Source organism: Rhodococcus sp. FG69, from assembly GCF_057808915.1.
In genome coordinates this window covers 242,736-269,700 of the sequence record NZ_JBMDIX010000001.1, presented here as the reverse complement: position 1 = coordinate 269,700, position 26,965 = coordinate 242,736, and the positions used below count along the sequence as shown (strand labels likewise).

Genomic DNA, 26,965 nt, shown 5'->3' with positions numbered 1-26,965 from the left:
GCAGATTCACACAGCGGCGAACTGAGTTCGATGAAGCTCCTCGTAGCGGCCACCCGCTGCGAGGAGTTCGTCGTGTGTCCCGCGCTCGACGATCGTGCCTCCCTCGACGACGAGGATGACGTCGGCCGCTCTGATGGTCGACAAACGGTGGGCGATGACCACCGAGGTCTTGCCGGCGAGAGCCTCACCGAGGGCCGCTTGCACCGCAGCTTCCGACGTCGAATCCAACGACGCGGTTGCCTCGTCGAGAATGACGACACGAGGCCGCGAGATGAGCAGTCTGGCGATCGTCAGACGTTGCCTCTCGCCGCCGGACAGTCGGTAGCCGCGCTCTCCGACGACGGTGGCCAGCCCGTCGGGCAATGACTTCACCAGCTCCTCCAACCGCGCTCGGCGCAACGCGTCCCACACTTCGGCGTCGGTCGCTTCCGGTCGCGGCAGGACGATGTTGGAGCGAATCGAGTCGTGGAAGAGATGACCGTCCTGCGTCACCATCCCCACGGTGCTGCGAATCGAACTCGCGGTGAGATCTCGCACATCGGTACCGCCCAGACGGACCGATCCGCTGTCGACGTCGTACAGGCGGGCTATCAGCTGCGCAATCGTCGACTTGCCCGCGCCCGAGGTCCCGACGAGCGCAACCATCTGGCCGGGTTCTGCAACGAAGGACACTCCGTGCAGAACTTCGTCACCGCCGCGCGAATCGAGCAACGCGACCTCCTCCAACGACGCGAGCGAGACCTTGTCCGCCGACGGATATGCGAAGCGCACATCGCGGAGTTCGACAGATGCCGGTCCGTCCGGTACCTCGACAGCGTCGGGCTTGTCCTCGATGAGCGGTACAAGATCGAGCACCTCGAATACTCGCTCGAAGCTGACGAGCGCACTCATCACTTCGACACGCGCACTCGCAAGCGCCGTCAGCGGAGAATAGAGCCTGGTCAGCAGAAGCGACAGCGCCACAACGGACCCCGGATCGAGCTGCCCACGCAATGCATAGAACCCTCCGAGGCCGTAGACAACGGCGAGTGCCAGCGCCGACACGAGCGTCAAAGCCGTCACGAACACGGTCTGCACCATTGCGCTTCGCACCCCGATATCGCGCACGCGAGAAGCCCTGACCGCGAATTCCTCGGACTCGACTTCCGGTTGCCCGAACAATTTGACGAGCGTTGCTCCCGGAGCCGAGAACCGTTCCGTCATCTGGGTGCTCATTGCCGAATTATGTTCTGCTGCTTCGCGTTGAAGACGCGCGAGCCGTCTGCCCATCCGCCTCGCCGGAATCACGAAGACCGGCAGGATGATCAGCGCCAGAAGGGTGATCTGCCAGGATATTCCGATCATGACGATCAACGTCAGAATCAGCGTCACGAAATTGCTGACGACGCCGGACAGGGTGTCACTGAACGCGCGCTGCGCACCTATGACGTCGTTGTTCAGGCGGCTCACGAGCGCCCCAGTTCGAGTTCTCGTGAAGAACGCGATGGGCATTCGCTGCACATGATCGAATACCGCAGTCCGGAGGTCGAGAATCAGCGCTTCACCGATATTCGAAGACAACCACCGGTTCAGGAGCCCGAACCCGGCGTCGACGACGGCGATCAACGCGATCAGCAGCGACAGCCGCAGCACGACGTCGAACGAATCGCCGTCGACGATCGCATTGACGACACGGCCCGCCAACACCGGCGTCGCCACCGCCAACACCGCAAGCACGACGCTGAGAATCATGAATCCGACGAGCTTGTCGCGGTGTGGGCGAGCGAAACGCAGTATCCGACGTGCTGTGACAGCCGAAAACTGCGTCTGTTGCGTGGACGCGTTCATCGTCCGATACAACTGGTTCCGGGCAGTGACTTCCATGCTCATGTCGACAACGCTAGAACCTCGACGCAACTCGAGGTCAAGAGACCTTCTCCAGAAGATCGGCCGGCTCTTCCAGAGCGAGGGCAAGAATGTCCGCGACGTCCGTCATCGGGCGCACGTCGAGAGCACTCAGCACCTCGGCCGGCACGTCGTCGAGATCGGTTTCGTTCCGGGCCGGAATGAACACGGTCGTCAATCCAGCACGCTGCGCCGCGAGCAGTTTCTGCTTGACGCCCCCGATCGGTAGCACCCGACCGTTCAACGTCACCTCACCCGTCATCCCGACATCGGAGCGGACCGGGCGTCCGGTCGCCATCGACACGAGAGCGGTCACCATCGTGACGCCTGCCGACGGCCCGTCCTTGGGCACAGCACCAGCAGGAACGTGAACGTGAATGCTGCGCTCCAGCGCGGCTGGGTCGATGCCGAAATTCGCTGCGTGCGAACGAACGTAGGACAGCGCGATCTGCGCCGACTCCTTCATGACGTCGCCGAGCTGCCCGGTGAGCACCAACTCCGGCTTGCCTTCGGTGGATGCGGCCTCGATGAACAGGACGTCACCACCGAGTCCGGTTACGGCGAGACCTGTTGCCACACCTGGCACTTCCGTACGTTCGTGAACGTCCGGCGTGAACCGCGGCCGTCCCAGATAGTCGACGAGGCCGGCTTCGTCGACATGCAGCGGGCCGGATTCCGTCGCAAGCTTCGTTGCCGCCTTGCGCAGTGCCTTGGCAAGAAGACGTTCGAACTGCCGCACACCTGGCTCGCGTGTGTAGTCGGCCGCAATCTTGCGGAGGGCGCCGTCCGTGACATCGACCTCGTCGGAATTCACTGCAGCCCTGTTCAACTGACGCGGCAGCAGGTAATTCCGTGCGATGACGACCTTGTCGTCCTCGGTGTATCCGTCGATGGTCACGAGTTCCATGCGGTCCAACAGCGCGGGCGGGATCTGTTCGATCACGTTGGCCGTCGCCAGGAACACCACATCGGACAGATCGAGATCCAGGTCCAGGTAGTGATCACGGAACGTGTGATTCTGTGCAGGATCGAGGACTTCGAGCAGAGCAGCACTCGGATCGCCTCGGTAGTCGGACCCGACCTTGTCGATCTCGTCGAGGAGCACGACGGGGTTCATCGATCCCGCCTCTCCGATCGCGCGAACGATACGCCCCGGCAACGCTCCGACGTAGGTGCGACGGTGTCCACGAATCTCCGCCTCGTCACGGACACCGCCGAGCGCGACGCGAACGAACTTGCGGCCCAATGCTCGCGCGACCGATTCACCGAGCGAGGTCTTGCCGACACCGGGCGGACCGGCCAGAACCATGACGGCGCCCGACCCTCGACCGCCGACGAGTTCGAGACCACGCTCCGCGCGTCGTGCACGCACCGCGAGGAATTCGACGATGCGGTCTTTCACGTCGTCGAGACCATGATGATCGGCGTCGAGAATTGCCCGGGCGGCGACGATGTCGGTCTCGTCGGTGGTGGCCTCGTTCCATGGGAGATCGAGCACGGTGTCCAACCACGTTCGGATGTAACCGGATTCCGGGCTCTGATCGCTGGAGCGTTCGAGCTTGCCGACCTCGCGCATCGCGGCCTCCCGCACCTTTTCCGGCAGGTCTGCTGCCTCGACGCGACCACGGTAGTCGTCCGCACCGTCGGGTTCGTCCTCGCCGAGTTCCTTCCGGATCGCCGCGAGTTGCTGCCTGAGCAAGAACTCCTTCTGCGTCTTCTCCATACCGTCACGAACATCGCTGGAGATCTTGTCGTTCACCTCCACCTCGGCGAGGTGCGACTTGGTCCAGTCGATCAACATCGTCAAACGCTCACCGACCTCGGGCGTCTCGAGCAATTCGCGCTTCTGCACGTCCGTGAGGTACGAGGCATAGCCGGCCGTGTCAGCGATTGCGCCGGGCTCGACGAGTTTGTTGACCGAGTCGATGACCTGCCAGGCGTCGCGCCGCTGGAGCATGGCGACGACGAGCTGCTTGTAGTCGCGGGCGAGGTCGGTGGTCCGAGCGTCGGTCTCCGATTCGGTCACGATGTCGGCTTCGACCCACAGTGCGGCACCGGGCCCGCTGACCCCGTGGCCTATGTGGGCCCGTTGTTCGGCCTTGATGACGGCGGCCGGTTCACCCGTCGCGAGACGACCCATCTGGACGACGGACGCGATGACACCGTAGGAGGCATAACGATCGTCGAGACGCGGCGCGACGAGCAACTTGCCTCCGCCCGACGGTGAGTCGGCGGAAATTCCGGCGGCATCGATGGCGGCGCGGGCAGCTTCGTCCAGCTGTACCGGCACGACCATGCCGGGAAGTACGACGGGGTCGGTCAGAAACAGGACGGGTAGACGGATTGGTTCGGACATGACGACACCTCCATGAAGTTGAGCTATGACGACTCAACTTGTTTGCCGTCAGCGGTGTTCCCCGAGGTGGCCGTGTTCTCCGTCAGCAGAATTACACCGTTGCAGGAGGCTCAGCGACACGCTCTCCCGATGACTACCGTGCCGTCGAGCTCGTCGTCGTGCACGATGTCGGCGTCGAAGCCTGCTGCGACGACGATCTGCGCGGTGCGCTCGGCCTGCCGGACGCTGGTCTCGATGAGGAGTCGTCCGTTCGGGGCCAGCCACCGGGTGGCATCGGAGGCGACTCTGCGCTGCACATCGAGTCCGTCGACGCCACCGTCGAGTGCAACCCTCGGCTCGTGGTCCCGCGCTTCGGGCGGCATCGAGCCGATGGCGTCGGTGGGCACATAGGGGGCGTTTGCGGCGATCACGTCGACGCGGCCTCGGAGTTCCTCCGGGAGAGACGCATACAGATCTCCCGCGTACACGTGCCCTCCCACAGGCTCGACATTGCGGCGGGCACACCGCACCGCCGCAGTGTCGATGTCAGAAGCATGCAGCTCGAGGCCGTCGAGCACATGCGCGAGAGCAGCGCCGACTGCCCCTGAACCACAACAGATATCGACGACGGTGTGCGGCGTCGACGTCGCAGCCAGTCGTACGAGGAGTTCGGTTCGTCTCCGCGGCACGAACACTCCAGGTTCGACGACGATTCGTAGACCGCAGAATTCGGCCCAGCCGAGAATGTGCTCCAGCGGAGTACCGAGGATACGTTGTGCAACTGCGTGTTCGAGCTCGTCACCGACAAACGTGTCGACGAGTAGCTCGGCTTCTGATTCGGCGAAGACGCACCCTGCCGATCGAAGAGTGCGAGTGACGGCCGGGAGAAAACGAGGATGAGGCATCGAGCAGCCTTTCGAGCGCCTGGGGCGCTCTCCTACCGGGCCGGAAGGAAAAGGAGCGCCCAACTTGAACAACGGTCCACGGGTAGCACCTCCTCTTCGGTTCGGTCGAATGCACTCTAACCCAGTAGTTCGCCGCGTAGCGACCCGTGCGCCGTGCGGGTCGCCACCGTCACCCAGGCCGCGAGAAGGAGTACATAGAGCAGCGCGGCGAGTCCGACCAACGCCGTGGATCCAGTGGCCGCCGCCAACGCCGTCGCACCGGTGACGCAGGTACCGACCGGGAAGGTGAACGACCACCACGTCAACGAGAAGGACAACCCTCGTCGGGCGGAATGCACGGTCAGCGCCAGCGCGAGGCAGAACATCAGGAAGCCCAATCCGCCCATGATGAACCCGTAGACGATGCCGAAGACCTCGAGCCCGGTGGCGACTGCGTTGTCAGGGCCGACGAAGACCAGGGCCGCGTCGGTGCCGAGCAGGTTTGCGGCAGTGATGGACTGGCCGATGAGACCGAGCGTGATCCAGACCGTCGGGGCCGCCTGAACCGGCGGGGCGCCGCCGCCGAGGAGCTGTCCGTATATCAGTGTCATGGTCATGATGCCGATGAGCAGAGACAGGCCGAACATCGCGTAGCAGGCTCCGAGCATCGTCAGGCGCCACTGCCCCTCGGCGATGTGCGGGAGCAACAATGCACCGGTCGATGCGGAGACCATAGGCGGTACGACGGGCATCAGCCAGGCAGGAAGCGGTCTCGTCTGCCCGTCCGCTGGCCTGGTGATCATCGAGTACGGAACCGCCACACTGGTGATCAGCCCCAGGACGGTGCCGGCCGACCACAGGACGGCGAAGACAGTTGTCGCTGCTCCGGTGCCGATCAGATCTTTACCCAACAGCATCGTGCCTGCGCCGACCGTCAGCAAGGCCATCGGCGGGGCGCCGTAGAACTGCACCATCACCGCGTCGTGGAGGGCAGCGCACGCATTCCGGCGGTGACGAAACCAGTGCACGAGAAATGCGACCGACAGCGCGACGAGCGCGGTGGACGCGATCACCCACACCACCGTCGCGAACGCATGAAGACCAGGCAAGTGCACAGGCAGCGTCGCTCCGGCGGTAGCAACGATGCCGGTTCCCATCACCGACGCGAACCAGTTGGGGGTGATGTGTTCGAACACTTGGCCGGGGCGATCGAAATTGCGGAACAGTAGCCGAGGCCCGCGCGTGCCCGTTCCCGGCATGGACGAACGCGGCTGCCTGGATGCGTGCAGTGTCTGGACCATGGAGTTGAACGATCGTCCCCGACGGCCTCGGGCGGTAGATGGTTCGTTCTTGTGTGGCCACAAGCGAGATTTGTGATGGTCTGGTCAAGCCGCGAAGACAGTGCGGACGACCGACTCGTCGCCGTCGATCTCGATCACGCCGAGGGCACGCGCATCGGTCAACGTAAGAGCCCCGGCGGCGAGGCCGAGGACGTACGCGGGGTCTGACCGGAGGGTGGCATCGGACGTGATCAGCGCACTCACCGACGACTTCCGTTGTGTCGCAATCGACTACCCGGGCTTCGGACTGTCCACGCCGGGGCCCGGATACCGCTACCTGCCCGAGGAGCACGCAGACGTGGTCACCGGGTTCCTCGACGCACTCGGCCTCGAAGAGGTCATCCTGGTCGGGCAGGATTGGGGCGGTCCGATCGGCATGGCCGCCGCGCAGAGACGTCCTGGCGTCGTCGATCGGCTGATACTCGTCAATACATGGGCGTGGCCGGTCAACGGGATTCTCCACTTCGAGGCGTTCTCGCGGATTATCGGCGGGCTCCCGATTTGCCTCTTGGGCAGGCGATTCAACCTCCTCGTCAACGCTTTCATTCCTACGGGCCATCGACGACGAAGGCCGACCGAAGCCGAGATGACCCACTACCGGCGGGCGCTCGCACCTATGTGGAGTCCGACGCGCCTGAGGAATTCGCCGCCGCAGTCCGGGACTGGGTGACCACGTAGGACTCGAGCCATGTGGGTGAGCAGGACCGTAGGTAGTTTCTCATTCAAGCGGAAATCCCTTTCCGCACAGTCAATTTGGAGTTGTATTCGAACATCAGTTCGATTACAGTCGAGCTATGACACAGCCGGGGGGCTCTTCTCGTATTCGATCCGATGCAGACAAGGCTGCATCGGAGTCGGTGACGCGTCTAGCTGCTGCACGCCGGGCGGAAAATCGTGCCGCGTCGGTGGTGGTCCACGAGGTGCACGAGCTCTCGGAGATCCGGTTGGCTGCCGAGATGGATGTGCACCTACTCGGGGCCGATCACGGGGATATGGAACCCAATGTCGGCCGGGCACAACACAGCATCGAATGTGACGCTGCCGTGGCGTTGTCGTTGTCACGGACGGTGACGCGAGAGATGATCACGGTAGCCAACCAGTTGGCGTGGCGACTGCCCGCCGTCGATGCGGCGTTCACTGCCGGTGATCTCGACTATTCACGGGTGCGCACCATCGCGTTGACGTTGGTTCGTGCCAGCGACTGCACAGTGTCTGCGCTCGAAGCCGATGTCCTCGCGGCAGCGTTGCGGTGCAACGCCAGAGCGATCAGGGAGAACATCTGGCGACTGTGGATCAGCCATGACCCGGAGGAATCTGCGGCGGCGCAGAACAGGGCGGTGTCCGAGGAACGCTGCGCAGATATACGCCGAGGCAACGACGGGATCGCGACGCTGGTGTCGAAGATGACGATGCTCGAAGGTGCCGAGTGCGATGCGATTCTCGACGAACTCGCCGGGACGGTCTGCTCGAACGATCCCCGGACGAAGAAGCAACTGCGCGGATATGCCCTGCTCGCGTTGTGTCATCGCGAAGAATCGTTGGTGTGCCAGTGCGGGACCGAGTTCTGCCCGGTGGCCACAGCGGCGCAGTTCGTCGCCCCGCGCCGCGCACCGCTGATCAACATTCACATCGACCTCGACACGCTGTTGGGGCTGAACGAGAACCCGGCTACCCTCGCCGATGGCACCGTCCTGGACCCCGAACTGGTACGTCTCCTCGCCACCGATGCGCGCTGGCGGGCTCTTCTGTCGGACATGTGGGACGCAGCGCAGGCCTACCAGAAAGAAGACCACGACGAGAAACCCGATACCGACACAGCTGATACCTCGGATTGCTCGGATTCGGACAGCGACGAAAACAACCAGAGCACAGCAGGTTCCGAGGGCACAGCGGATGCCGATACGGCAACAGGCCCGGACCGTGACGAACCAGACAGTGACGCAGGCAAACCGGACAGCCATGCATCGGACGGCTGCGGTGTACCGCGTCGAGGTAGGCCCAAAGCGGACCGCGCCGGCACCAACCCCCGCGCGAAGAGGCTGATCGCGCGCGGACGCAGCCGCCCACCGGCACCACTTCCACCGACTGCGCGACGATCCGCACGCCCCGATACACCGAGATCGTCCGCACCACTCGGGCAGGAAGTGGCACTCTCGGCAGCGATCGCAGATTTCCTCGCCGCTGCCGCAACCGACCCGACACTGACCGAGGGAATACACCCGGACGGACACGGAGGTCTCAACAGCCCACCGCCCGGCGCATTGACTTACCGCCCCACAGCAACACTCGTGGCGTTGGTGCGGGCAACGCACTCGACGTGCACCTTCCCGGGCTGCAGTGTGCCCGCTGCTCGCTGCGACAAAAGACCACATCGTCCCGTTCGACCACCACGACCCATCGGCCGGGGGGTGGACCATCCTGGCGAACCTGCACCCACTGTGCCCCTATCACCACCATGCGAAAACGCTACTGCTATGGGCGTGCGCGAAACTCGACGGCAACGGCATCTATTGGCGCTCCGGCGCCGGAACTCACCGCATCACCCCACCGTCATACGGAACAGTCACCGTGCCCGACGATTTCGTGCACCGAACACGATTCCGGCGACCCACACCGCCGTACCCGAACCCGGTATCCAACCCCGCGGGCGGAGCGGACGCAAGCACCGGCTACGAAGAGCAACCCGACGACACCCTCACCCCGGAGACCGCGACATCGCCGTCCGCCGAGCCATCTGAAGAACTCTACGAACCGACGTGGTGGGAAACGCACATCAGCGATCAAGACAACAACTGGAGCAACCTACTCAACATCCGCACCGATGGCGGAGCACCGAGCCTCGGTGACATCGCACGGCTCACCGACCCACAAGCCCGCGCCGACGCCACCTACCTCCGCGCCAAGTTCATCGAACACCGCACCATCGTCACCGAACGCGAAAAGCACCGACCACCGCCGTTCTGACTCAAGTCAGCCACAGTCCAGCCAGTCAGTCAGTCAGTCAGGGCAAGGCCTTGCTCTTCCAATGCAGCTTTGACGACGCGCAGTGCTTTGGGTCCGACACCGTGCAGTGACGCGAGCTCCGATTCGGACGCGCCCGCCAACTCTTCCAATGATCGGTATCCGGCCTGGAAGAACGCACCCGAGGCCGGCCGGCCCGTTCCTACAGGGAAATGGTCGACCGGCTCCCCCGGCACATCACGCTCACGGTCGCCGCGCGTCATGTGCAGACTCTAGCTGGCCCGGTACCCTCGGAGCTGTGCCTGACAACAAGCAGCGACGTGTTCTCCTCACCGGCGGAAATACCGGAATCGGTTACTTCACAGCACTCGAGTTGGTCAAGCAGGGCGACCATGTGACCCTGGCGTGCCGCAACATGGACAAAGCCAATGCCGCGGCACAGAAGATCGCCGCCGAAGTACCCGAAGGTACCGTCGACACCGCTCACCTCGACTTGGCCGACCTCGGTTCGGTGCGTGAGTTCGCCGAGTCCGCCCCCGACGCGGTAGACGTATTGATCAACAACGCCGGCGTCATGATGCCGTCGAAGCGGACCGAGACCAAGGACGGCTTCGAGCTTCAGTTCGGCACCAATCACCTCGGCCACTTCGCTCTGACAGGTCACCTTCTTCCGAAGCTGCGGGCTGCGGGCAACGCGAAGGTCGTCACGGTCTCGTCCGTTGCCCACAAGCAGGCCCCGAAATTGAACTTCGACGATCTGCAGGCGACCAGGGGCTACCAACCGCAGCGGATGTACGCCAACTCCAAGCTCGCAAACCTGTTGTTCGCTCTGGAGCTGCAGCGTCGGCTCGACAAAGCCGGTATACCGATCACCAGCAACGCCGCCCACCCGGGCATCTCCGAAACCGCGCTGTATACCAGCCCCGACGGTCTTGGGAGTTCGAAGATCGCCTCGATCGGCGCATCCATCGGACTGAAGTTCATTTCCCAATCCGCCAAAGCCGGTGCACTTCCCACTCTGTATGCACTCGAAAGTGGTGGCCCGGGTTCGTACAGTGGTCCGAAGTCGCTGTTCGAATCGCGTGGCGCACCCGGTCCCGCGAAGATCTCAGCAAAGGCGCAGGACGCTGCGCTGGGTGATCAGCTGTGGGTTGCCAGCGAGAAGCTCACGGGCGTGGTCTACGACTTCGGATAGCAACCGGAGCGACCTCGACGCAATCAGCGAAGGGCATGATGGCAGTCAAGTACTCTCACTCGTAACCATTTTCGCCACCTGACGTCGTGCGACCGAGTCAGAGTTCACGAACCTGACGTGACGGGCTGCGGCAGTGCCATCCCGCGTTCGCTCAGCACTGCACGCGCACGGTCGGGGTAGTCGGTGATGAGCCCATCCACACCCAGTCGATGAGAACGTGCATGGTCTTGGGATCGTCGACAGTCCAAGGAATTACGCGAATCCCCGATGCATGCGCGTCGTCGATCATCTTCTGAGTGACATACAGCTCGAAATCGGGATCACTCACTCTGCCGCACTGCGGGGTACCTTGCACCGGCGAGAATGCCGATGCTCCGAACGAGCTGATCGCGACGACGGGCACCGCCGGCTCGACGTCACGGACGAGCTGAAGCGAACCCCAGTCGAAACTCTGGATCGTCACCCGATCGAGAAACTCTGCGTATCGACGCACTTCTTCGCGGACACCTGACGATCGTGCGTCACGACGGCAATGCCGTCTTCGGTGATCTGAGTGTCCAGCTCGAGCGTTGTGACGCCCAGTTCGAGTGCATTGGTGAAGGATTCGATGGTGCTCTCGGTGACGAGACCCAGTCCGCCCCGGTGTGCTTGCAGATCGAATTCCTGCGCGACTGGATTCTCGGAGGCGCTGGAGCAGGAGGCCAGGACGATCCCGGAAACAGCCACCAGGATCATTCGGCGCACAGTTGATCGACGCATATCGGCCGATGCTAAGACCGGCAACCGACTACCTCGTGAACTACAGCTTCCCCGCACCCGTCAGGTACGTGACGATCGGAGCCCTCACATCGACGTGCCCGCTCCGGCGACCCAACGACGCGAGGACGAGCCCTTCGCACAAGGCGACATACCCCTCGCCGACGGCTCGATCCCCGAACAGTTGGACAGCGCTGTCGACCGAGAAGAGACATCCGTCGAGACGCGTCCGCGCTTCGGTGTCGATACTGGGGTCGATCAGAAGGGAATGCCGGGCGCGGAGTTGGTTGCGACGTTCTGCGACAAGGTGTTCGAGGTAGCGAATCGTCACGTCGACCGGATCGCGGCCGAGCTGGGCGGACACACCAGCGAACGACACACGCGAGTAGTCGGTGATGCGATAGATGACAGCCGACAGCAGGTCACTCTTCGTGCGGAAGTAGTAGGACGTCGACCCTGCGGGCAAGTCCAACGCGGCGTCGATGCCTCGATGGGTGAGAGCCCGAAGACCGGACTCGGCGATCACATCTATCGCTGCGTCGGCAATCACAGTTCTTCGCTCCATGCACAGCACTCTACATATGTAGAGTCCGACGAATGAGACCTGATTTAGCCCCGGACGCTTTTGCCGCAGAGTTCGCGCTCGACGATCGACAACGAGCCGCAGTCGACGTCCTGACGACCTCGGATTGCCGCGGCGTGTACCTCTGGGGTCCTGTCGGGCGCGGGAAGACCTGGCTCCTGGACCGCTACATGTCGGGCGTCGACACCGACGCCAAGAAGCGAGTCCACTTCCACAGCTTCTTCCGCGACCTGCACGCGTCGTACTTCAAGCACGGTTTCTCACTGGAAAAGGCGCTCGACGATCTGTTAGGGACGATCGAGTTGCTGTGCTTCGACGAGTTTCACGTCCACGACATCGGCGACGCCAGGCTGATCGCGCGAATGCTGGAGTCGCTTTTCGCCCGAAAGATCGTGCTGGTGACCACGTCCAACTACCCACCCGACGGCCTGCTCCCCAATCCTCTGTTCCACGATGCGTTCATCCCGACGATCGAATTGCTGAAAGAACGGATGCACGTGGTCCTGGTCGACGGACCGGTGGACTACCGGACTCGCGAGGGTGCCCGAACGCACTTCGCAGCGGGCACGTGGTCGGTCGCCGAAGAGGAAGATGGAATCACCTTCGCGGAGCTCTGCGACACCCCGAAGTCGACGGGCGACTATCTCGCGATGATCGAGAACCGACTCGTCCTGACGATCACCGATATCCCCCAGTTGAAGGACGCCTCTCGCGACGCCGTGCAGAGATTTTCGAACCTCGTCGATGTTCTCTACGACGGCGACGTACGGACCGACTTCCATTCGTCGACGCCGCTCGACGCGTTCGCCGACGGTTGCGTCGGGCTGGATATCGACAGGATCGTGAGCCGCCTCGATCAGCTACGCAGACGCAAGTGCGGCCCGGACAGCGCCGAGTCCGCCTGACAAGATCAATTCGGTGCCGCGGAAGAGCAGTGCTATCTCCGTCGACTCGTACGAAAACCCCCTACAAGCCAACCCCGCGCGCTCCCACATGAGCACGAACTCCAACACGAGTCGACTCAGTTCACCTTCGGGTCGGTGGTCGGCCACCCACGTCCACGACCGAAGGTCGAGGCCGCCGATCCGTCCGAGCTCCACGCCCAGAGTGGTCGCGTACACATGGGGATACGGCTTGTCGACGTGCGGCTCGAACACCCTGACCAGCAATTCGGCCGCCAGCTCGACTCGATCGCGCGACAACAGAGCCTCGAGCAGGCGGGGATTGTCCACCTTCGATTTCGCCACCGAAGAAACGTACTTCGATTGCGTGAACACGCGGTGGGCGTCGTCAGAGAGAGACGCAGAAATAGGGAGACGCCCACAGCTGACGGCGGTCGGGGGCGACAGCAGCGGCGGGCGTCTCATCTGTCATTCGCCGCAGGTGGCGGAGCGGATGGGTCCAGAAAGGGAATTCTTTTTCGACCTTCTTGTCTAGCCTTACCCTCATGTCTTACACAGCAGCGAACCACTGGATTTTCGACGGCGACGACATCTCAGGTTCACTCGATTCGGCATCGGTCGCGGGCGTGCTCGTCGCGCAGATCGTTCTGAGTGGTGCCACGTTCGAGTCGACCGCAGTCACGCGGTCGGATCTCGGGTACGAGATACGGGCGATCACCGAACAGAGCCACGACGACAGTTCGACGCACCTCCTCGTGGTCGTCCCCCGTGTGAACATCGAGAACGAGCCGGTCCCGTTCGGCAGCTACGCGGTCCTGTTCACCACCCGCGGGAACGTCGCGGGTGATCGCTACGTCCACGGCGCCCTCGAGTCCTACGACGTGCGGACACTGTCGGGCATGGCATCACTGATGAGTAGCTGACCGGCTGCGGCCGGTTTACACACCCACCATTCGTTCACAACGCAAACTTCAGTTGTAAACGAACGGTGGCGTTGTAAACGGGCAAGGTTGAAGGAAATAGTTTGCCTACGCTCGAGGTTGAGCGAGAAGTCAATGCATATGCATGAACTTCAGGTAGGGAGCAGACCATGCAATTCGGAATCTTCAGCGTCGGCGACGTCACCGTCGACCCCACGACAGGTCGAGCGCCCACCGAGCACGAGCGCATCAAGTCGATGGTCACCATCGCCAAGCACGCCGAAGAGGTCGGCCTGGACGTCTTTGCCACCGGCGAACACCACAACCCACCGTTCGTTCCCTCGTCGCCGACCACGATGCTCGGTTACATAGCCGCGCAGACCGAGAAGCTGATCCTGTCCACGTCCACGACGCTGATCACCACCAACGACCCGGTGAAGATCGCCGAGGACTACGCGATGCTGCAGCACCTGTCCGAGGGCCGCGTCGACCTGATCATGGGCCGTGGCAACACCGCGCCGGTGTACCCGTGGTTCGGCCAGGACATCCGTCAGGGCATACCGCTGGCCCTCGAGAATTACCAACTTCTCCGACGCCTGTGGACCGAGGACGTCGTGACCTGGAAGGGCAACTTCCGGACTCCTCTCGATAGCTTCACCTCCACACCGCGGCCGCTCGACGACATCCCACCGTTCGTCTGGCATGGCTCGATTCGCAGCCCCGAGATCGCGGAGATCGCCGCGTATCACGGTGATGGATTCTTCGCGAACAACATCTTCTGGCCGAAAGAGCACTACATCGCGCTCATCGACCTCTACCGTGAGCGGTACGAGCACTACGGACACGGCCGCGCAGATCAGGCCATCGTCGGTCTCGGTGGCCAGGTGTTCATGCGAAAGAACAGCCAGGATGCCGTGAACGAATTCCGACCGTACTTCGACAACGCACCCGTCTACGGTCACGGTCCGACGATGGAGGACTTCACCGAGCAGACTCCGTTGACCGTCGGTTCACCGCAGCAGGTCATCGAGAAGACCCTGACTTTCGCCGACTTCTTCGGCGACTACCAGCGTCAACTGTTCCTGATCGACCATGCGGGGTTGCCGCTGAAGTCGGTGCTCGAGCAGCTGGATCTACTCGGCGAAGAAGTCGTCCCGGTACTGCGCAAGGAATTCGCAGCTCGACGCCCTCAGGGCGTTCCGGAGAACCCGCCGACCCACGCGAGCATGCTGGCCGAGCAAGGGACAACCGTTGCCGTCTAGTACCGAGCTCGCCGTCGACGCCTGGGAGTCGCTGTTCCGATCCCAGGTGGCGCTGATGCGTCGGTTCACCTCCGACGACATCTGGGGCCCGATGAGCGTGCGTGAATACGACGTCCTGTTCACGCTCAGCAAGTGCCCCACGCGCAAGCTTCGACTACACGACCTCAACGACGAGATCTTGCTCAGCCAACCGTCGCTGAGCAGGATGTGCGAACGACTCGACAAGCTCGGCTACCTCACCCGCGAGCTCGACCCGAGCGACAAGCGCGGCACCGTTGTAGCCCTCACCGACGCCGGACTCGCCGTGCAGCGCGAGATCGGACGCAAACACGCTGCTCGGATCCGGCGCTATGTCGGAGACGCTCTTTCCGACGACGAACTGACGACGCTCGAAGCTCTGTGCACGAAGCTCCGACTCGCTCAGCCGGCAATTCCTTGAAAGGAGTTCTCATGACGGTGGAAGTCATCACCCCTCGCGAGGTTCCCCTCGGCGGACCTCGCGCGATGAACGTCCGACGCACGCTGCCGACCAAGCAGCGGACATTGATCGGCGCGTGGTGCTTCGCCGATCACTACGGTCCCGACGACGTATCGCAGTCGGGCGGCATGGACGTCCCGCCACACCCGCACACCGGGCTCCAGACAGTGAGCTGGTTGTTCTCCGGCGAGATCGAGCACCGCGACAGCATCGGCTCACATGCATCCGTGCTGCCTGGGGAGCTCAACCTCATGACAGCCGGACGCGGGATATCTCACTCCGAGGTCTCGATGCCGCACACCCGCATCCTGCACGGCATGCAGCTCTGGGTCGCGCTTCCGGGTTCGGCACGATTCACCGCACCAGACTTTCAGCATTACGTACCCGAGCCGCTGTCGATCGACGACGCAACCGTACGGGTATTTCTCGGCTCCCTCGCCGGTGACAGTTCGCCGATCAGCACGTTCACGCCACTGCTGGGCGCCGAGATCGTCATCGATGCCGGGGCGAGCCTGGAGCTCGCAGTCGACGAGTCCTTCGAGCACGGAATCATCGTCGACACGGGAACCGTCGACGTCCAGGACAGCACACTCGGGCGCGCAGAGCTGGGATACATCGCGGCCGGCTCAACTTCACTCGTACTCCGAAACGCCGGTCAGGACGAGGCCCGAATGCTGTTGCTCGGTGGCCCACCCTTCGGAGAACAGGTGATCATGTGGTGGAACTTCATGGGCCGCGAGCACGAAGACATCGAGGCGTACCGCTCAGCCTGGCAGGCGGGCAGCAGTCACGAGGACGGCGGTCAATTCGGGAGGGTCGAGGGGTACGTGAGCAAGGACGGCACACGAGACTTCCGGTTGCCCGCGCCCGAACTTCCGAACACGAGGCTCACACCCCGAGCCTGAAGCCCTGCGGCCCGGTTTACACACCAACCGCTCGTCTACAACGCACACTGCTGTTGTAATCGAGCGGTGGCGTTGTAGACAGTGGCGATTGCACACAGCCGAACTTCAGAAGAGCGTTGCGACCTCATCTGCGGGGGCGGGCTGGGTCGACGCAGGCTGGGTTGACACAGGCTGGGTTGGTACAGGCTGGGCCGGCGCAGGCTGGGCCGACGGCGCGCCCGCTGCGATCGCTCGTGCGGCTTCTCCGGCGAGGGCATCCGCTGCCTCGTTGAAGTGATTGCCCACATGCCCGCGGACCCAGCGGAATCGAACCGGTCCAGTGCGCTCGGTGATCGCGGTATCGATGCTTTTGACCAGATCGAGGTTGCGTACCGGCGTACCGCCAGCGGTCTTCCAGCCTTTGCGCTTCCACCCGGGCAGCCATTCCGAGGCGCACTTGATGGCGTACTGCGAGTCGGATTCGATCAGCAGCGGTTCATCACCGGGATGTGCGAGCACCGCTTCGAGTAGCGCACGCAATTCGGCGACCTGATTGGTCCCAGATGGTTCGCCGCCGGAGTTACTCGGGCCTGTGTGGTTGACCCAGGCCCAGCCGATGGCTCCACCCGGATTGCGCAGACACGAGCCGTCAGTACTCACGATGATCACGGAACAGGACCATACGTCCCCACACCGACAAACAACAGCCGCCGCGCTCGAATAGGTAGTGTGGGAAAGCATCCGAGATCGGAAGGACACCCACCAGTGACCAGTGACGCGGCAGAAGCAAATACCGTGCAACCGTCGTTCGCTGCGCTCGTAGCGCGCGATTCCGACGGAATAACGCTCGCTCGCGAGACCGTCGACGCATCGTTTCTCCCGGCAATCTCGGGTCCGTCCGTCACCATCGCTGTCGAGTACTCGTCGGTCAATTTCAAAGACGCGCTTGCGATCACACCCAAGGGTGGCGTGGTTCGGGACTATCCCATCGTTCCTGGCATCGACATCGCCGGAACCGTCGTCGAATCGACGAGTGCGGACGTGGCAGTGGGACAGCGAGTCATCGCGCACGGGTACGACATCGGGACTGCGCAACATGGTGGCTACGCCGAATATGCACGGGTACCTGCAGAGTGGGTCGTTCCGTTGGCGACACTGTCGACGCGCGAGGCAGCTGCGATCGGAACTGCCGGCTTCACCGCTGCGATGAGCGTTCTGGCACTACGCGCGGCTGGAGTCACCCCATCCGACGGCCCGATCCTCGTCACCGGCGCCAGCGGCGGCGTCGGGACCGTCAGCGTCGACTTGCTGTCGGCCGCCGGGTTCGAGGTTCACGCATCGACCGGGAAGGAACACGCAGCCGATCTCTTGACCAGCCTGGGGGCTCACGTCGTGATCGGTAGGTTGCCGGAGGATCCCGAAGCAAAGCCTCGGCCGCTCGGTCGCGCCGACTGGGCGGGAGCCGTCGACTGTGTAGGCGGCAAGACGCTTGCGCACGTGCTCAGCACGGTTCGCTACGGCGGCGCCGTAGCGGCGAGCGGACTGACCGGAGGAGCCCAGCTGTCGACGACCGTGTTGCCGTTCATCCTGCGTGGCGTCTCGCTGCTGGGGATCGATTCGGTTCAGCTCCCGATCGACAAGCGTCGGGCAATCTGGCACCAGTTGGAGACCGATCTGCGTCCTCAGCGCCTCGATGCACTCACCACCGAGGTCTCCGTCGCCGATGTTCGTGGCACGCTCGACGACATCGCCCAGGGGCGGGTCATCGGCCGGACGGTGGTCGCGGTGGCGGGTGGCTTCGACTAGAACGGGACCTGTCGGGGGCAGGCATTAGGCTCGTCCCCACGATGTGGTCGTCCAGTCCTGCTACTCCCGGCGCTCTCGACTCGGTCTCGGTGGTGCTCGAATCCGAGCATCCGCTCGACGTCGGAATGAGTCTGTCGGGCCTGCGTCGAGGCCGCAGTGACCCCACCTACGAACGCGACGACGCCGGAAGTGTGTGGCGAGCGTCGCGGCTGCCGTCCGGTCTAGTCACCTATCGACTCGCACAGACGACTCGGCACTCCGTCCGATGCACGGCGTGGGGCGACGGTGCTGTCGAGTTCACCGACATGTTGCCGGCCTTGCTCGGTCGCGACGACGACGCTTCGGGCTTCGAACCCGAGCACCCGACGCTGCAAGAAGCTCACCGCCAGTTCCCACACCTACGGCTGGGTCGGACGGGACTCGTCATGGAGGCGCTCGTTCCGGCGATTCTCGAACAACGTGTGCACGGCTTGTCCGCGTTCTCGTCGTGGCGCACGCTCGTCACCAAGTTCGGCGACCGCGCGCCGGGTCCGACGCCCAGACCCATGTTCGTACCGCCGGCCCCTGATGTGTGGCGACGCATCCCGTCCTGGGAATACCACCTGGCCAACGTCGATCCGGCGAGGTCGAAGACCATCGTGCGGTGCGCGCAGGTCGCCGGCCGCCTCGAACAGACCACCTCCATGTCCTATCTGGACGCGTCGAGACGACTCAGAGCCGTCCCGGGCGTCGGTATCTGGACGGCCGCGGAGGTGGCACAGCGCGCCCTCGGCGATCCCGACGCCTTGTCGGTGGGCGACTACCACCTCGCTGCCGTCGTCGGTTGGTCTCTACTCGGCCGGCCCCTCGACGACGAGGAAATGATCGAGTACATGAAACCCCTGGCCCCACATCGGTTTCGAGCCGTCCGTCTACTTCAGGTGAGCGGGAAGGCGATCAAGCCGAAGTTCGGTCCCCGAACTCCGCTCGTCGATCACACCTGGCACTGAACGGCCGAGCGCCATCCGGTGTACTCTTAGGTTGAAGGTTCAACTTAGGAGATGTCATGGCCATTCAGCGGCTCAACCACGCAGTACTGTACGTACGCAACGTCGAGGCGTCCGTCACGTTCTACACCGACGTGCTCGGCTTCCGAGTCAAGCTGCGAATGGGCGCGGGAGCGGCCTTCCTTCAGGCGAACGCCAGCACCAACGATCACGATCTCGGCCTGTTCCAGCTCGGTGACAGCGCGCGCCCGAGCGGCGCCGGGCGCGAAACCGTCGGGCTCTACCATCTGGCATGGGAGGTGCAGACCCTCGGCGACCTCGCCGACCTGGCGCAGAAGCTCTCCGCCGCCAGCGCTCTCGTCGGCGCATCCGATCACGGTTCCACCAAGAGTCTGTACGGGAAGGATCCCGACGGCATCGAGTTCGAGATCGTCTGGCTCGTCCCACTGAACCTCCTCGACGAGGCAACCATCGATGCCAGCTCGTCGATCCGGCCTCTCGATCTGCAGAAGGAGATCGACCGCTACGGCATCGACACCCCCAGCGGCATCGGAGTCTCCAGCCCCGCAGGAGTCTGAGCGGGACTTACCGAGGTGTTCGACGAAATCTGAGGCGGAGTTTCGCCCTGATCAGATGGATGGTGCCGTCGGGAACGAGGAACGTTTCCTCGACCGCGACGGTCACGATCCGCTTCCGTCGGACTCCGGCGTCGATGAGGAACGTTGCCCGAACGGTGTCCCCGGACTCCGTGAATTCGATGTCGCGAATGTCGAGGATCGCGCGGTAGTAGAAGGCGTTGTCGAGACCCTTGGCCAGCCCTGGACCGGAGAATCCGGTCGTGATGCCGTTCTCGATCCGGCGCGCGCCCGGAGCGAACTTCACGGCACTGGAGTCGTGCGACGCGAGCGCATCGATGTACTCACGGACGACGGCCTGCCGTGGACTGTCCCCGAAGTTGCTCACCGCAGAGACCCTAGTTCGAATACATCACACCGGGAACAGATCAGGCGATCTCGTTGCTGTCTACGGGGTGTCACATGCCCCGGAACAGACCGCACCCCACGTCCTGACCGACGCGCACAGCACCGTCGAGCGAGACTCCACACCGACCGCCGGTGAGCGCATGAGGGTCATCCTCGTGCTCGGCGCGCTCATCGCCCTCGGTCCGCTGACCATCGACATGTACTTGCCCGCGTTGCCCTCGATCGTCGACGATCTCGAGTCGTCGTCCGCGGCTGTCCAGCTCACCCTGACGGGCACCTTGATCGGCCTGGCTCTCGGCCAGCTGATCATCGGCCCGCTGTCGGACATCGTCGGACGGCGCCTGCCACTGATCGTGGGCACCGCCATCCACATCGTTGCGTCGCTGCTGTGCGCGATCGCGCCCAACGTGGCCGTGCTCGGGCTCTTCCGTGGCCTGCAGGGGCTCGGTGCTGCAGCTGCGGCAGTGGTCGCGATGGCCGTGGTTCGCGACCTGTTCACCGGGCGCGCCGCCGCCACCGTCCTGTCCCGGTTGATGCTCGTCATGGGCGTCGCACCGGTTCTTGCTCCATCCCTCGGCGGTGGCATCCTGCTCGTCGGATCGTGGCGCTGGGTATTCGGCGCGCTGACCATCCTCGGTGTTGCGCTGCTCGTCCTCGCCGTGTTCTCACTCCGGGAAACGTTGCCTCCCGAGCGTCGCCGCGGCCGCGGAATCATGCCGGTCGTCCGCACGTACGGCGGCCTGCTGCGGGACCGACAGTTCGTGGTGCTCGTCCTCGTTGCGGCCCTCGCGATGTCGGCCCTGTTCGCCTACATAGCCGGGTCGTCGTTCGTTCTGCAGGAAGAGTTCGGGCTCAACGAACAGCAGTTCGCCATCGTGTTTGCACTGGGAGCCATCGCATTGATCGGTGCATCTCAACTCAACGTCCTGCTGCTCGGTTACTTCGCACCCGTCCGCATCGTCATTTCCGCTCTGTCGGGCGCCGTGGTCGCATCCTTGGTGATGACCGTGCTCGCGGTCGCCGGTATCGGGGGCATGATCGGATTCCTCGTCCCGCTGTGGTTCGTGCTCGGCGCCGTCGGATTCGTCATGCCGAACGCGCCTGCTCTTGCGCTTTCCCGCCACGGTGAAGCCGCGGGCACCGCAGCTGCACTCCTCGGTGCAGCGCAGTTCGGCCTCGGAGCCATCATCGCTCCGGTAGTCGGCGCACTGGGCAACGACAACGTGGCAGTATCGGTGACGATGGTCGGTGTCTCTGCACTCGCCCTCGCCGCCCTGATCGCGGTGACCGTGACCTCGGCCAAGAACGACACTCGAGCATCGACTACCTCCGAGGTGTGAGCACTTTGTCGGAACGCGAACGCGATTCCCTCGGTAAACCGCTGAACGGACGCCCCCGCGACGGTCTGGGGCGGCCGTTGCCTCGGGGCGCCGACGGCGTCGAACGCATTCCCGACGATCTGAGATTGCCGCCCGACGAGTCGATCATCCGTGCGCAGCAGCTCCTCGACGACGAAATGCCCTTCCATGCCCACGAGATTCTCGAAGGGACGTGGAAGGACTCTCCGGAGTCGGAGCGGGCACTGTGGCAGGGACTTGCCCAGCTCGCCGTCGGTCTCACGCACCTCCTCCGCGGCAACGACGTCGGCGCGCGGTCGTTGCTCCGACGCGGGCATGACCGCATAGAGAGTTACAGCACCGATCCGCCGCACGGTCTCGACGTCGCAGGACTCGTCGACTGGTCCGAAGCTCTGCTCGGTCAGCTCGACTCCGGCCACGTCCCACAATCACCGACCGTTCCTCGTCTGGCTCGCCCGATCACCGGCGTCTGACCACCCCTGCTGGCCCCACAGGCTGGCTGCCGCTACAGTGGCGAAGGTTAGGTAAGGCTTGCGACACACGGCGTGCGACACAAGGTGGTGACGGGCAGTGACAGCAGCACAGGTTCCGTACTGGGTCGCGGTACTGACGCCAGAGGAACGCTCTTTCGGATCCCGCCGCACCGATCCCCGGATCGACACCGTCGATTCGTCCGTCGTGACCACCGTTCGCACTCAATGGACGGGTGCGGACCTACCCAACTCGACGACCCTCCTCGCTGTGCTCGCCGACACCGTCGGATCCTGGCAGAGCGACCGGTGCCGCAGCTGCGCGTCCGGCGTCCTGATCGACATCGAGGGCAGTCCGAATTCCTACTTTCCGGTGCGGTTGCCCACCAGGGGACATGTTGCGACCCTCACCGAAGAAGCACGGCGTCGAATCGCCGGAGCTCCCAACGGTGGATCCGACTACGAGACCGTCAAGAACACGCTGAATTCTCCTGCGCTGGAACGAAAGCCAGGCGCTCAGATCGCATTTCGCTACGGTACCGAAAGCTCGATGTCCGACGAGAACGAGCCGCTGACCCACAGCCTGACAGTCACGTGCGACGTGACGGTCGTCGACGGGGTCACCATGGTGGACACCGACTTTCGGTGGAACAGTCGGATCTTCACCCGCGCCGACGTCGACGACTTCGAGCGCTTCTGGGAGAAGACGATCTCGATGTTCGTCTAACGATCCTTCAAGAACTGCACGTCTGCCGCGAGTCCTTCTTCGGGGGTCTCGAGGATCACCGGTGCACCGGAGGCTTCGGCCACCGCCGTCAATACTTCAGCATCGATCGTTCCATCGGCCAGGTTCGCGTGCCGGTCTCGCGCCGAGTCGAACTCGTCACGCGAATTGTTCAGATGGACCAGATCGATCCGCCCGGTGATGGCCTTGATCCGATCCACGACGCCGACCAGTTCCTCGCCTCCTGCCCAGGCGTGGCACGTGTCGAGGCAGAAGCCCGCGCCGAACTCACCTACCGCATCCCATAGCCGGGCGATGTCGTCGAAGTGACGCGCCATCGCGAAGTCGCCGCCCGCGGTGTTCTCGATGAAGATCGGAACACCGAATCCACCCTCGTCGGCCTGACGTTCGAACAGCTTGCGCCAGTTGTCGAATCCCTTCGCGGTGTCCTCACCGTCACGCACATGCCCGCCGTGTACGACCAGTCCGATCGCACCGATGTCAGCCGCCGCGGACGCCTGCTCGATCACGGCCTTGCGTGAGGGTATGCGAATGCGATTGTTGAGGCTCGCGACGTTGAGAACGTACGAACTGTGCACGACGACGTCGACGTCACTGGCCTTGAGTTCCTCGCCCTGGGGATGCGGCTTCAGCTTGTTCCACTTCTGCGGGTCGGTGAGGAACATCTGGACGAAGTCGACCCCGAGGGCCGACGCCGAGCCGAGCGGGTCGGCACTGTCACGAACGTGGGCTCCGATGCGCATCGCTCCATACTAGGAGCCGCGCACCAAGTCAGGGTGTCCCCGGATAGTGGTAGGTGCAAAACACTGAAACACTGGCAGCATGACTGATATCGCACTCGCGGGTCATTCCGCGGGCTCTGCTCCTGCCGCCAGCGCGAAAGCACTCACCAAGACGTACGGCACGGGGGACACGCAAGTTCACGCTCTGCGGGACGTCAGCGTCGAGTTCGCACGCGGCGAGTTCACCGCCATCATGGGCCCGTCCGGATCGGGCAAGTCGACGCTGATGCATTGCCTCGCCGGTCTCGACAGTGCGACCTCGGGGACCGTCACGATCGGCGACACCGAGCTGACGAACCTCAGCGACAAGCAGATGACCGGACTCCGAAGGGACCGGATCGGTTTCGTGTTTCAGTCGTTCAACCTGGTGCCGACGCTGACGGCACTGGAGAACATCACCCTTCCGCTCGACATCGCCGGCCGCGAACCCGACCAGCAGTGGCTCGACACCGTCGTCGATCGACTCGGCCTGCGTGATCGACTCGGTCATCGCCCTTCCGAGTTGTCCGGAGGCCAGCAACAACGCGTGGCCTGCGCGCGGGCACTCGCCGGGCGTCCTGACATCGTGTTCGGGGACGAGCCGACGGGCAACCTGGATTCGCGCTCGTCGGGCGAGGTGCTGGGCATCCTGCGCGCGGCAGCCGACGAGTTCGATCAGACGGTCGTGATCGTCACCCACGATCCACGTGCTGCCAGTTACGCCGACCGCGTGGTGTTCCTCGCCGACGGCGCGGTCATCGACCACCTCGCGAACCCCACCGCGGAGACCGTGCTCGATCGCATGAAACAGCTGGAGACGGTCTGACCATGTCCACACCGAATCCCATGCGCAAGGTCTCCCTGCGGAACCTTGCCGCCCACAAGGTGAGACTTGCACTCACCGTCCTGTCCGTCGTCCTCGGAACTGCCTTCGTCGCAGGCTCTTTCGTGTTCACCGACACGCTGCAGCGAACGTTCTCCTCGATCTTCTCCGACACCGCCCAGGGCGCCGACGTCCGAGTCAGCGCCGAGGATGCCCGCTCTATCGGGGTTCCGACCTCGGACGCCGCGGTCATCTCCGCACTGCCCGACGTAGCCGCGGTCGTCCCGTACGTGGGCGGACAGATCGTCGTCCTCGACGAGTCCGGCGCTGCGGTCCAAACCGGTGGCGCGCCGACTATCGGCGAGTCGTACATCCCTGCCGACCGCAGACTCGGCGACGACGCAGTGTTCGTGGCCGGTACTGCACCGTCGGCGCCCGGCGAGGTCGTCATCAACGAGGGCGGAGCGGCTCGGTCCGGACTCGGCGTCGGCGACAAGACCCAGGTACTCGTGCCGTCGAAGGGCACGATCGACGTCACCGTCACGGGAATCTACGACACAGCAGTCGAATCGGGCGGCTACATCGGTATCCAGTTCTTCGAGAGCCAGGCGAACGAGCTGTTCTCCGACGGCAGCCATGTCCAGTACTACGACGTCGCCGGCAAGGACCTTGCCGGAAGCGGGAAGAGTCAGAGCGATCTGCGCGACGAGATCGCCGCGGCACTGCCCGATGCGAAGGTACAGACTGCCGATGACGTACGCGAGGAGGCACAGGCCCAGATCGAGCAGGCGCTGTCGTTCGTGAACTACTTCCTGCTTGCGTTCGGCGCAATCGCCCTGTTGGTAGGAACGTTCATCATCTCCAACACCTTCTCGATGATCGTCGCCCAACGTGTTCGTGAGCTCGCGCTACTGCGCGCGATCGGAGCGAGCCGAGGTCAGGTCAGCCGGTCTGTGGTCTTGGAGGCGCTCGTCGTCGGTGTGATCGGAAGTGCGATCGGCTTCGCCGGTGGCGTCGGTCTCGCATACGGATTGCGCGCGCTGCTCAATGCGTTCGACCTCGGTCTGCCCGGTGGCACCCTCGCTCTCGAACCACGAACGGTGATCGTGTCGTTCACGGTCGGTATCGTCGTGACGGTTCTGAGCGCATACGCTCCCGCACGCCGAGCAGCAAAGATTCCGCCGATCGCGGCCATGCGTGAGGAGTTCGCTTCCGCCGGTGACAGCCTGCGGGCCCGCACGCTGGCCGGCGTCGGCATCGGTGCACTCGGGGCCGCAGCCGTGGTGGTCGGCGCACAGTCGACGGGCGGCACTGCTGCCGCCATCGTCGGAGCAGGCGCCGTCGCCGTCATCGTCGCCGTCGCACTTGCCGCACCGTCCCTGTCCCGGCCGATCGTCGGCGCTCTCGGTTCGGTACTGACGCGCCCGTTCGGGGCGATCGGGCGCCTCGCCCGCACCAACGCGGTCCGCAATCCCAGGCGCACCGCCGCGACGGCCTTCGCTCTGATGCTCGGACTGATGCTGGTCTCGGTCATCGGGGTGCTCGGTTCGACGGCCAAAGCGAGCGTCGATGCACTGGTGGACAACGGCATCGAAGCCGACTACATCTTCAGCGGTCCACCCGCCATCGGCGTTCCCACCGGCGCAGGTGAGGCCGCCCGCTCGGTAGCCGGCGTCGATCGCGTCGCAATCCTTCATCCGGTGTCGGTGGACATCGACGACGAACCAGCGTTCGGCGTTGCGCTCGAAGGAAGCCCGGACGGACTGTTCGACAGCGTCGTCGTCTCGGGTTCTCCCGAACTGACCGGGGACAGCATGGCCGTCTCGCAGTCAGCATCGGCGAGCGAGGGGTGGAACCTCGGCAGCGTCGTCGACATGACCTCGGTCGACGGTCAGCAAGAACCCGTGACGGTGACCGCGATCTACGAGGACAGTCCACTCGTCGGGGATTGGATGATCTCCAACGAGGTCTATCAGGAAGTGACGCCGAGCATCGTGCGGTCCGACATCGTCGTTCTCGTCGGTGCCGCACCGGGAACCGATCTCGATACATTGCGTAGCGACCTCGAAACAGCAACCAAGCCTTTCGTCGTCGTGCAGGTTCAGGACCGCGAGGAGTTCAAGGGCGCGCAGAGCCAGCAGATCGATACCCTGCTCGCCGTTCTCTACGGTCTCCTCGCTCTCGCGGTTGTGATCGCCATCCTCGGCATCATCAACACGCTCGCCCTATCCGTCGTCGAACGACGACGCGAGATCGGGATGCTCCGCGCGGTCGGTATGCAGAGGCCTCAAGTCCGGCGCATCATCTACCTGGAATCTCTGCTCATCGCACTCTTCGGTGCGATCGTCGGTCTCGCCCTCGGGATTGCCTTCGGTTGGGGATTCGTCAGGACTTTGCGCGACGAGGGACTCGGCCTACTCACGATTCCATGGGGGCAGATGAGCGCAATGCTCGTCGGATCCGCCGTCGTCGGCGTGCTCGCGGCACTGTGGCCGGCAATTCGCGCGGCCCGAACCGCACCCTTGGAAGCAATCAGCGAAGCCTGACTGTCCGGCGCAACTTCTCGATTGTTCACGAGAAGTTGCGCCCAAAAGGACCATGAGGTTACTTTGTTACGGGTAAAACAGACTTTACGATTGTTTTCGGTCG

Annotated in this window: 27 protein-coding genes and 1 pseudogene; 16 read left to right on the top strand and 12 right to left on the bottom strand. The window is 63.8% G+C overall.

The window, feature by feature from the left end:
- Positions 1-6: 6 nt before the first annotated feature.
- The 5 genes from ACODSO_RS01305 to ACODSO_RS01285 all read right to left on the bottom strand — a co-directional run bounded on the left by ACODSO_RS01305 (position 7) and on the right by ACODSO_RS01285 (position 6,647).
- Entirely contained in the window at positions 7-1,869 is a 1,863-nt protein-coding gene (locus ACODSO_RS01305; protein ID WP_489034434.1) for an ABC transporter ATP-binding protein, read from the bottom strand.
- A 34-nt stretch (positions 1,870-1,903) separates the two neighbouring features.
- On the bottom strand, positions 1,904-4,240 hold the full coding sequence (gene lon, locus ACODSO_RS01300) for an endopeptidase La (protein ID WP_489034432.1): 2,337 nt from the start codon (positions 4,238-4,240) through the stop codon (positions 1,904-1,906).
- A 110-nt stretch (positions 4,241-4,350) separates the two neighbouring features.
- Positions 4,351-5,124, bottom strand: coding sequence for a putative protein N(5)-glutamine methyltransferase (locus tag ACODSO_RS01295; protein ID WP_489034430.1), 774 nt, complete (start codon positions 5,122-5,124; stop codon positions 4,351-4,353).
- A 116-nt stretch (positions 5,125-5,240) separates the two neighbouring features.
- Positions 5,241-6,404 (bottom strand): TDT family transporter, encoded by a 1,164-nt coding sequence (locus ACODSO_RS01290; RefSeq protein ID WP_489034429.1) that lies wholly within the window; start codon positions 6,402-6,404, stop codon positions 5,241-5,243.
- 84 nt (positions 6,405-6,488) lie between these two features.
- Positions 6,489-6,647, bottom strand: coding sequence for a hypothetical protein (locus tag ACODSO_RS01285; RefSeq protein WP_489034427.1), 159 nt, complete (start codon positions 6,645-6,647; stop codon positions 6,489-6,491).
- On the opposite strand from ACODSO_RS01285, the gene ACODSO_RS01280 reads away from it, so the two are divergent.
- Together ACODSO_RS01280 and ACODSO_RS01275 are read left to right on the top strand one after the other, a co-directional pair.
- Entirely contained in the window at positions 6,631-7,113 is a 483-nt protein-coding gene (locus tag ACODSO_RS01280) for an alpha/beta fold hydrolase (RefSeq protein ID WP_489034425.1), read from the top strand. The two genes, ACODSO_RS01285 and ACODSO_RS01280, sit on opposite strands and share 17 nt — an antisense overlap.
- 124 nt (positions 7,114-7,237) lie before the next feature.
- Positions 7,238-9,181, top strand: coding sequence for a DUF222 domain-containing protein (locus ACODSO_RS01275; protein ID WP_489034424.1), 1,944 nt, complete (start codon positions 7,238-7,240; stop codon positions 9,179-9,181).
- Positions 9,182-9,436: 255 nt separating this feature from the next.
- Here ACODSO_RS01275 and ACODSO_RS01270 read toward each other — a convergent pair whose 3' ends face one another.
- Positions 9,437-9,667: a helix-hairpin-helix domain-containing protein gene (locus ACODSO_RS01270; protein WP_489034422.1), complete on the bottom strand. Its 231-nt coding sequence runs from the start codon at positions 9,665-9,667 to the stop codon at positions 9,437-9,439.
- Between the two features lie 35 nt (positions 9,668-9,702).
- Here ACODSO_RS01270 and ACODSO_RS01265 point away from each other — a divergent pair, with 35 nt between their 5' ends.
- Complete coding sequence (locus ACODSO_RS01265; protein ID WP_489034420.1) at positions 9,703-10,599, top strand: oxidoreductase; 897 nt, start codon at positions 9,703-9,705, stop codon at positions 10,597-10,599.
- A 104-nt stretch (positions 10,600-10,703) separates the two neighbouring features.
- On the opposite strand, the pseudogene ACODSO_RS01260 reads toward ACODSO_RS01265, so the two are convergent.
- Both ACODSO_RS01260 and ACODSO_RS01255 read right to left on the bottom strand, forming a co-directional pair.
- A pseudogene (locus ACODSO_RS01260) lies at positions 10,704-11,358 on the bottom strand (glycerophosphodiester phosphodiesterase family protein).
- Positions 11,359-11,398: 40 nt separating this feature from the next.
- The gene (locus ACODSO_RS01255; protein WP_489034419.1) at positions 11,399-11,920 is read right to left on the bottom strand and encodes a TetR/AcrR family transcriptional regulator; all 522 of its coding nucleotides are present in this window, start codon (positions 11,918-11,920) and stop codon (positions 11,399-11,401) included.
- Positions 11,921-11,952: 32 nt separating this feature from the next.
- Between ACODSO_RS01255 and zapE the strand changes: the two genes are divergently transcribed.
- Positions 11,953-12,843: a cell division protein ZapE gene (gene zapE / locus ACODSO_RS01250; RefSeq protein WP_489034417.1), complete on the top strand. Its 891-nt coding sequence runs from the start codon at positions 11,953-11,955 to the stop codon at positions 12,841-12,843.
- Here zapE and ACODSO_RS01245 read toward each other — a convergent pair.
- Positions 12,799-13,185, bottom strand: a complete 387-nt coding sequence (locus tag ACODSO_RS01245; protein WP_489034415.1) for a hypothetical protein — start codon at positions 13,183-13,185, stop codon at positions 12,799-12,801. The two genes, zapE and ACODSO_RS01245, sit on opposite strands and share 45 nt — an antisense overlap.
- A 200-nt stretch (positions 13,186-13,385) precedes the next feature.
- Here ACODSO_RS01245 and ACODSO_RS01240 point away from each other — a divergent pair, with 200 nt between their 5' ends.
- The 4 genes from ACODSO_RS01240 (at position 13,386) to ACODSO_RS01225 (ending at position 16,405) form a co-directional block, all read left to right on the top strand.
- A complete protein-coding gene (locus ACODSO_RS01240; RefSeq protein WP_489034414.1) occupies positions 13,386-13,763 on the top strand; it encodes a hypothetical protein in 378 nt (125 codons plus the stop codon).
- Between the two features lie 167 nt (positions 13,764-13,930).
- Positions 13,931-15,022 carry an LLM class flavin-dependent oxidoreductase gene (locus ACODSO_RS01235; RefSeq protein WP_489034413.1) on the top strand — a complete coding sequence of 364 codons (1,092 nt, stop codon included), beginning with the start codon at positions 13,931-13,933 and terminating at the stop codon, positions 15,020-15,022.
- Between the two features lie 46 nt (positions 15,023-15,068).
- Positions 15,069-15,461: a MarR family winged helix-turn-helix transcriptional regulator gene (locus ACODSO_RS01230; RefSeq protein ID WP_489034744.1), complete on the top strand. Its 393-nt coding sequence runs from the start codon at positions 15,069-15,071 to the stop codon at positions 15,459-15,461.
- A gap of 11 nt (positions 15,462-15,472) precedes the next feature.
- Complete coding sequence (locus ACODSO_RS01225; protein ID WP_489034411.1) at positions 15,473-16,405, top strand: pirin family protein; 933 nt, start codon at positions 15,473-15,475, stop codon at positions 16,403-16,405.
- A gap of 105 nt (positions 16,406-16,510) precedes the next feature.
- Here ACODSO_RS01225 and ACODSO_RS01220 read toward each other — a convergent pair whose 3' ends face one another.
- Positions 16,511-17,053: a ribonuclease H family protein gene (locus ACODSO_RS01220; RefSeq protein WP_489034410.1), complete on the bottom strand. Its 543-nt coding sequence runs from the start codon at positions 17,051-17,053 to the stop codon at positions 16,511-16,513.
- 96 nt (positions 17,054-17,149) lie between these two features.
- Here ACODSO_RS01220 and ACODSO_RS01215 point away from each other — a divergent pair, with 96 nt between their 5' ends.
- Genes ACODSO_RS01215 through ACODSO_RS01205 form a run of 3 tightly spaced genes read left to right on the top strand, consistent with a single transcriptional unit; the run spans position 17,150 to position 19,754 of the window.
- Entirely contained in the window at positions 17,150-18,190 is a 1,041-nt protein-coding gene (locus tag ACODSO_RS01215) for an acrylyl-CoA reductase family protein (RefSeq protein ID WP_489034408.1), read from the top strand.
- Between the two features lie 41 nt (positions 18,191-18,231).
- On the top strand, positions 18,232-19,179 hold the full coding sequence (locus ACODSO_RS01210; RefSeq protein ID WP_489034406.1) for a DNA-3-methyladenine glycosylase family protein: 948 nt from the start codon (positions 18,232-18,234) through the stop codon (positions 19,177-19,179).
- 56 nt (positions 19,180-19,235) lie between these two features.
- Complete coding sequence (locus ACODSO_RS01205; RefSeq protein ID WP_489034404.1) at positions 19,236-19,754, top strand: VOC family protein; 519 nt, start codon at positions 19,236-19,238, stop codon at positions 19,752-19,754.
- Positions 19,755-19,761: 7 nt separating this feature from the next.
- On the opposite strand, the gene ACODSO_RS01200 is transcribed toward ACODSO_RS01205, so the two are convergent.
- The gene (locus tag ACODSO_RS01200) at positions 19,762-20,139 is read right to left on the bottom strand and encodes a DUF8021 domain-containing protein (protein ID WP_489034402.1); all 378 of its coding nucleotides are present in this window, start codon (positions 20,137-20,139) and stop codon (positions 19,762-19,764) included.
- Between the two features lie 160 nt (positions 20,140-20,299).
- Here ACODSO_RS01200 and ACODSO_RS01195 point away from each other — a divergent pair, with 160 nt between their 5' ends.
- From ACODSO_RS01195 to ACODSO_RS01185, 3 genes are all read left to right on the top strand, one after another.
- Positions 20,300-21,499, top strand: a complete 1,200-nt coding sequence (locus ACODSO_RS01195; RefSeq protein WP_068371359.1) for a multidrug effflux MFS transporter — start codon at positions 20,300-20,302, stop codon at positions 21,497-21,499.
- A gap of 5 nt (positions 21,500-21,504) precedes the next feature.
- Positions 21,505-21,990 carry a DUF309 domain-containing protein gene (locus ACODSO_RS01190; protein WP_489034742.1) on the top strand — a complete coding sequence of 162 codons (486 nt, stop codon included), beginning with the start codon at positions 21,505-21,507 and terminating at the stop codon, positions 21,988-21,990.
- Between the two features lie 97 nt (positions 21,991-22,087).
- Positions 22,088-22,714 carry a hypothetical protein gene (locus ACODSO_RS01185; RefSeq protein ID WP_489034401.1) on the top strand — a complete coding sequence of 209 codons (627 nt, stop codon included), beginning with the start codon at positions 22,088-22,090 and terminating at the stop codon, positions 22,712-22,714.
- On the opposite strand, the gene ACODSO_RS01180 is transcribed toward ACODSO_RS01185, so the two are convergent.
- The gene (locus ACODSO_RS01180) at positions 22,711-23,475 is read right to left on the bottom strand and encodes a deoxyribonuclease IV (protein WP_489034399.1); all 765 of its coding nucleotides are present in this window, start codon (positions 23,473-23,475) and stop codon (positions 22,711-22,713) included. The two genes, ACODSO_RS01185 and ACODSO_RS01180, sit on opposite strands and share 4 nt — an antisense overlap.
- A 79-nt stretch (positions 23,476-23,554) precedes the next feature.
- Between ACODSO_RS01180 and ACODSO_RS01175 the strand changes: the two genes are divergently transcribed.
- Positions 23,555-24,319 (top strand): ABC transporter ATP-binding protein, encoded by a 765-nt coding sequence (locus ACODSO_RS01175; RefSeq protein WP_489034398.1) that lies wholly within the window; start codon positions 23,555-23,557, stop codon positions 24,317-24,319.
- Between the two features lie 20 nt (positions 24,320-24,339).
- Positions 24,340-26,862, top strand: a complete 2,523-nt coding sequence (locus ACODSO_RS01170; RefSeq protein ID WP_489034740.1) for an ABC transporter permease — start codon at positions 24,340-24,342, stop codon at positions 26,860-26,862.
- Positions 26,863-26,965 lie beyond the last annotated feature (103 nt).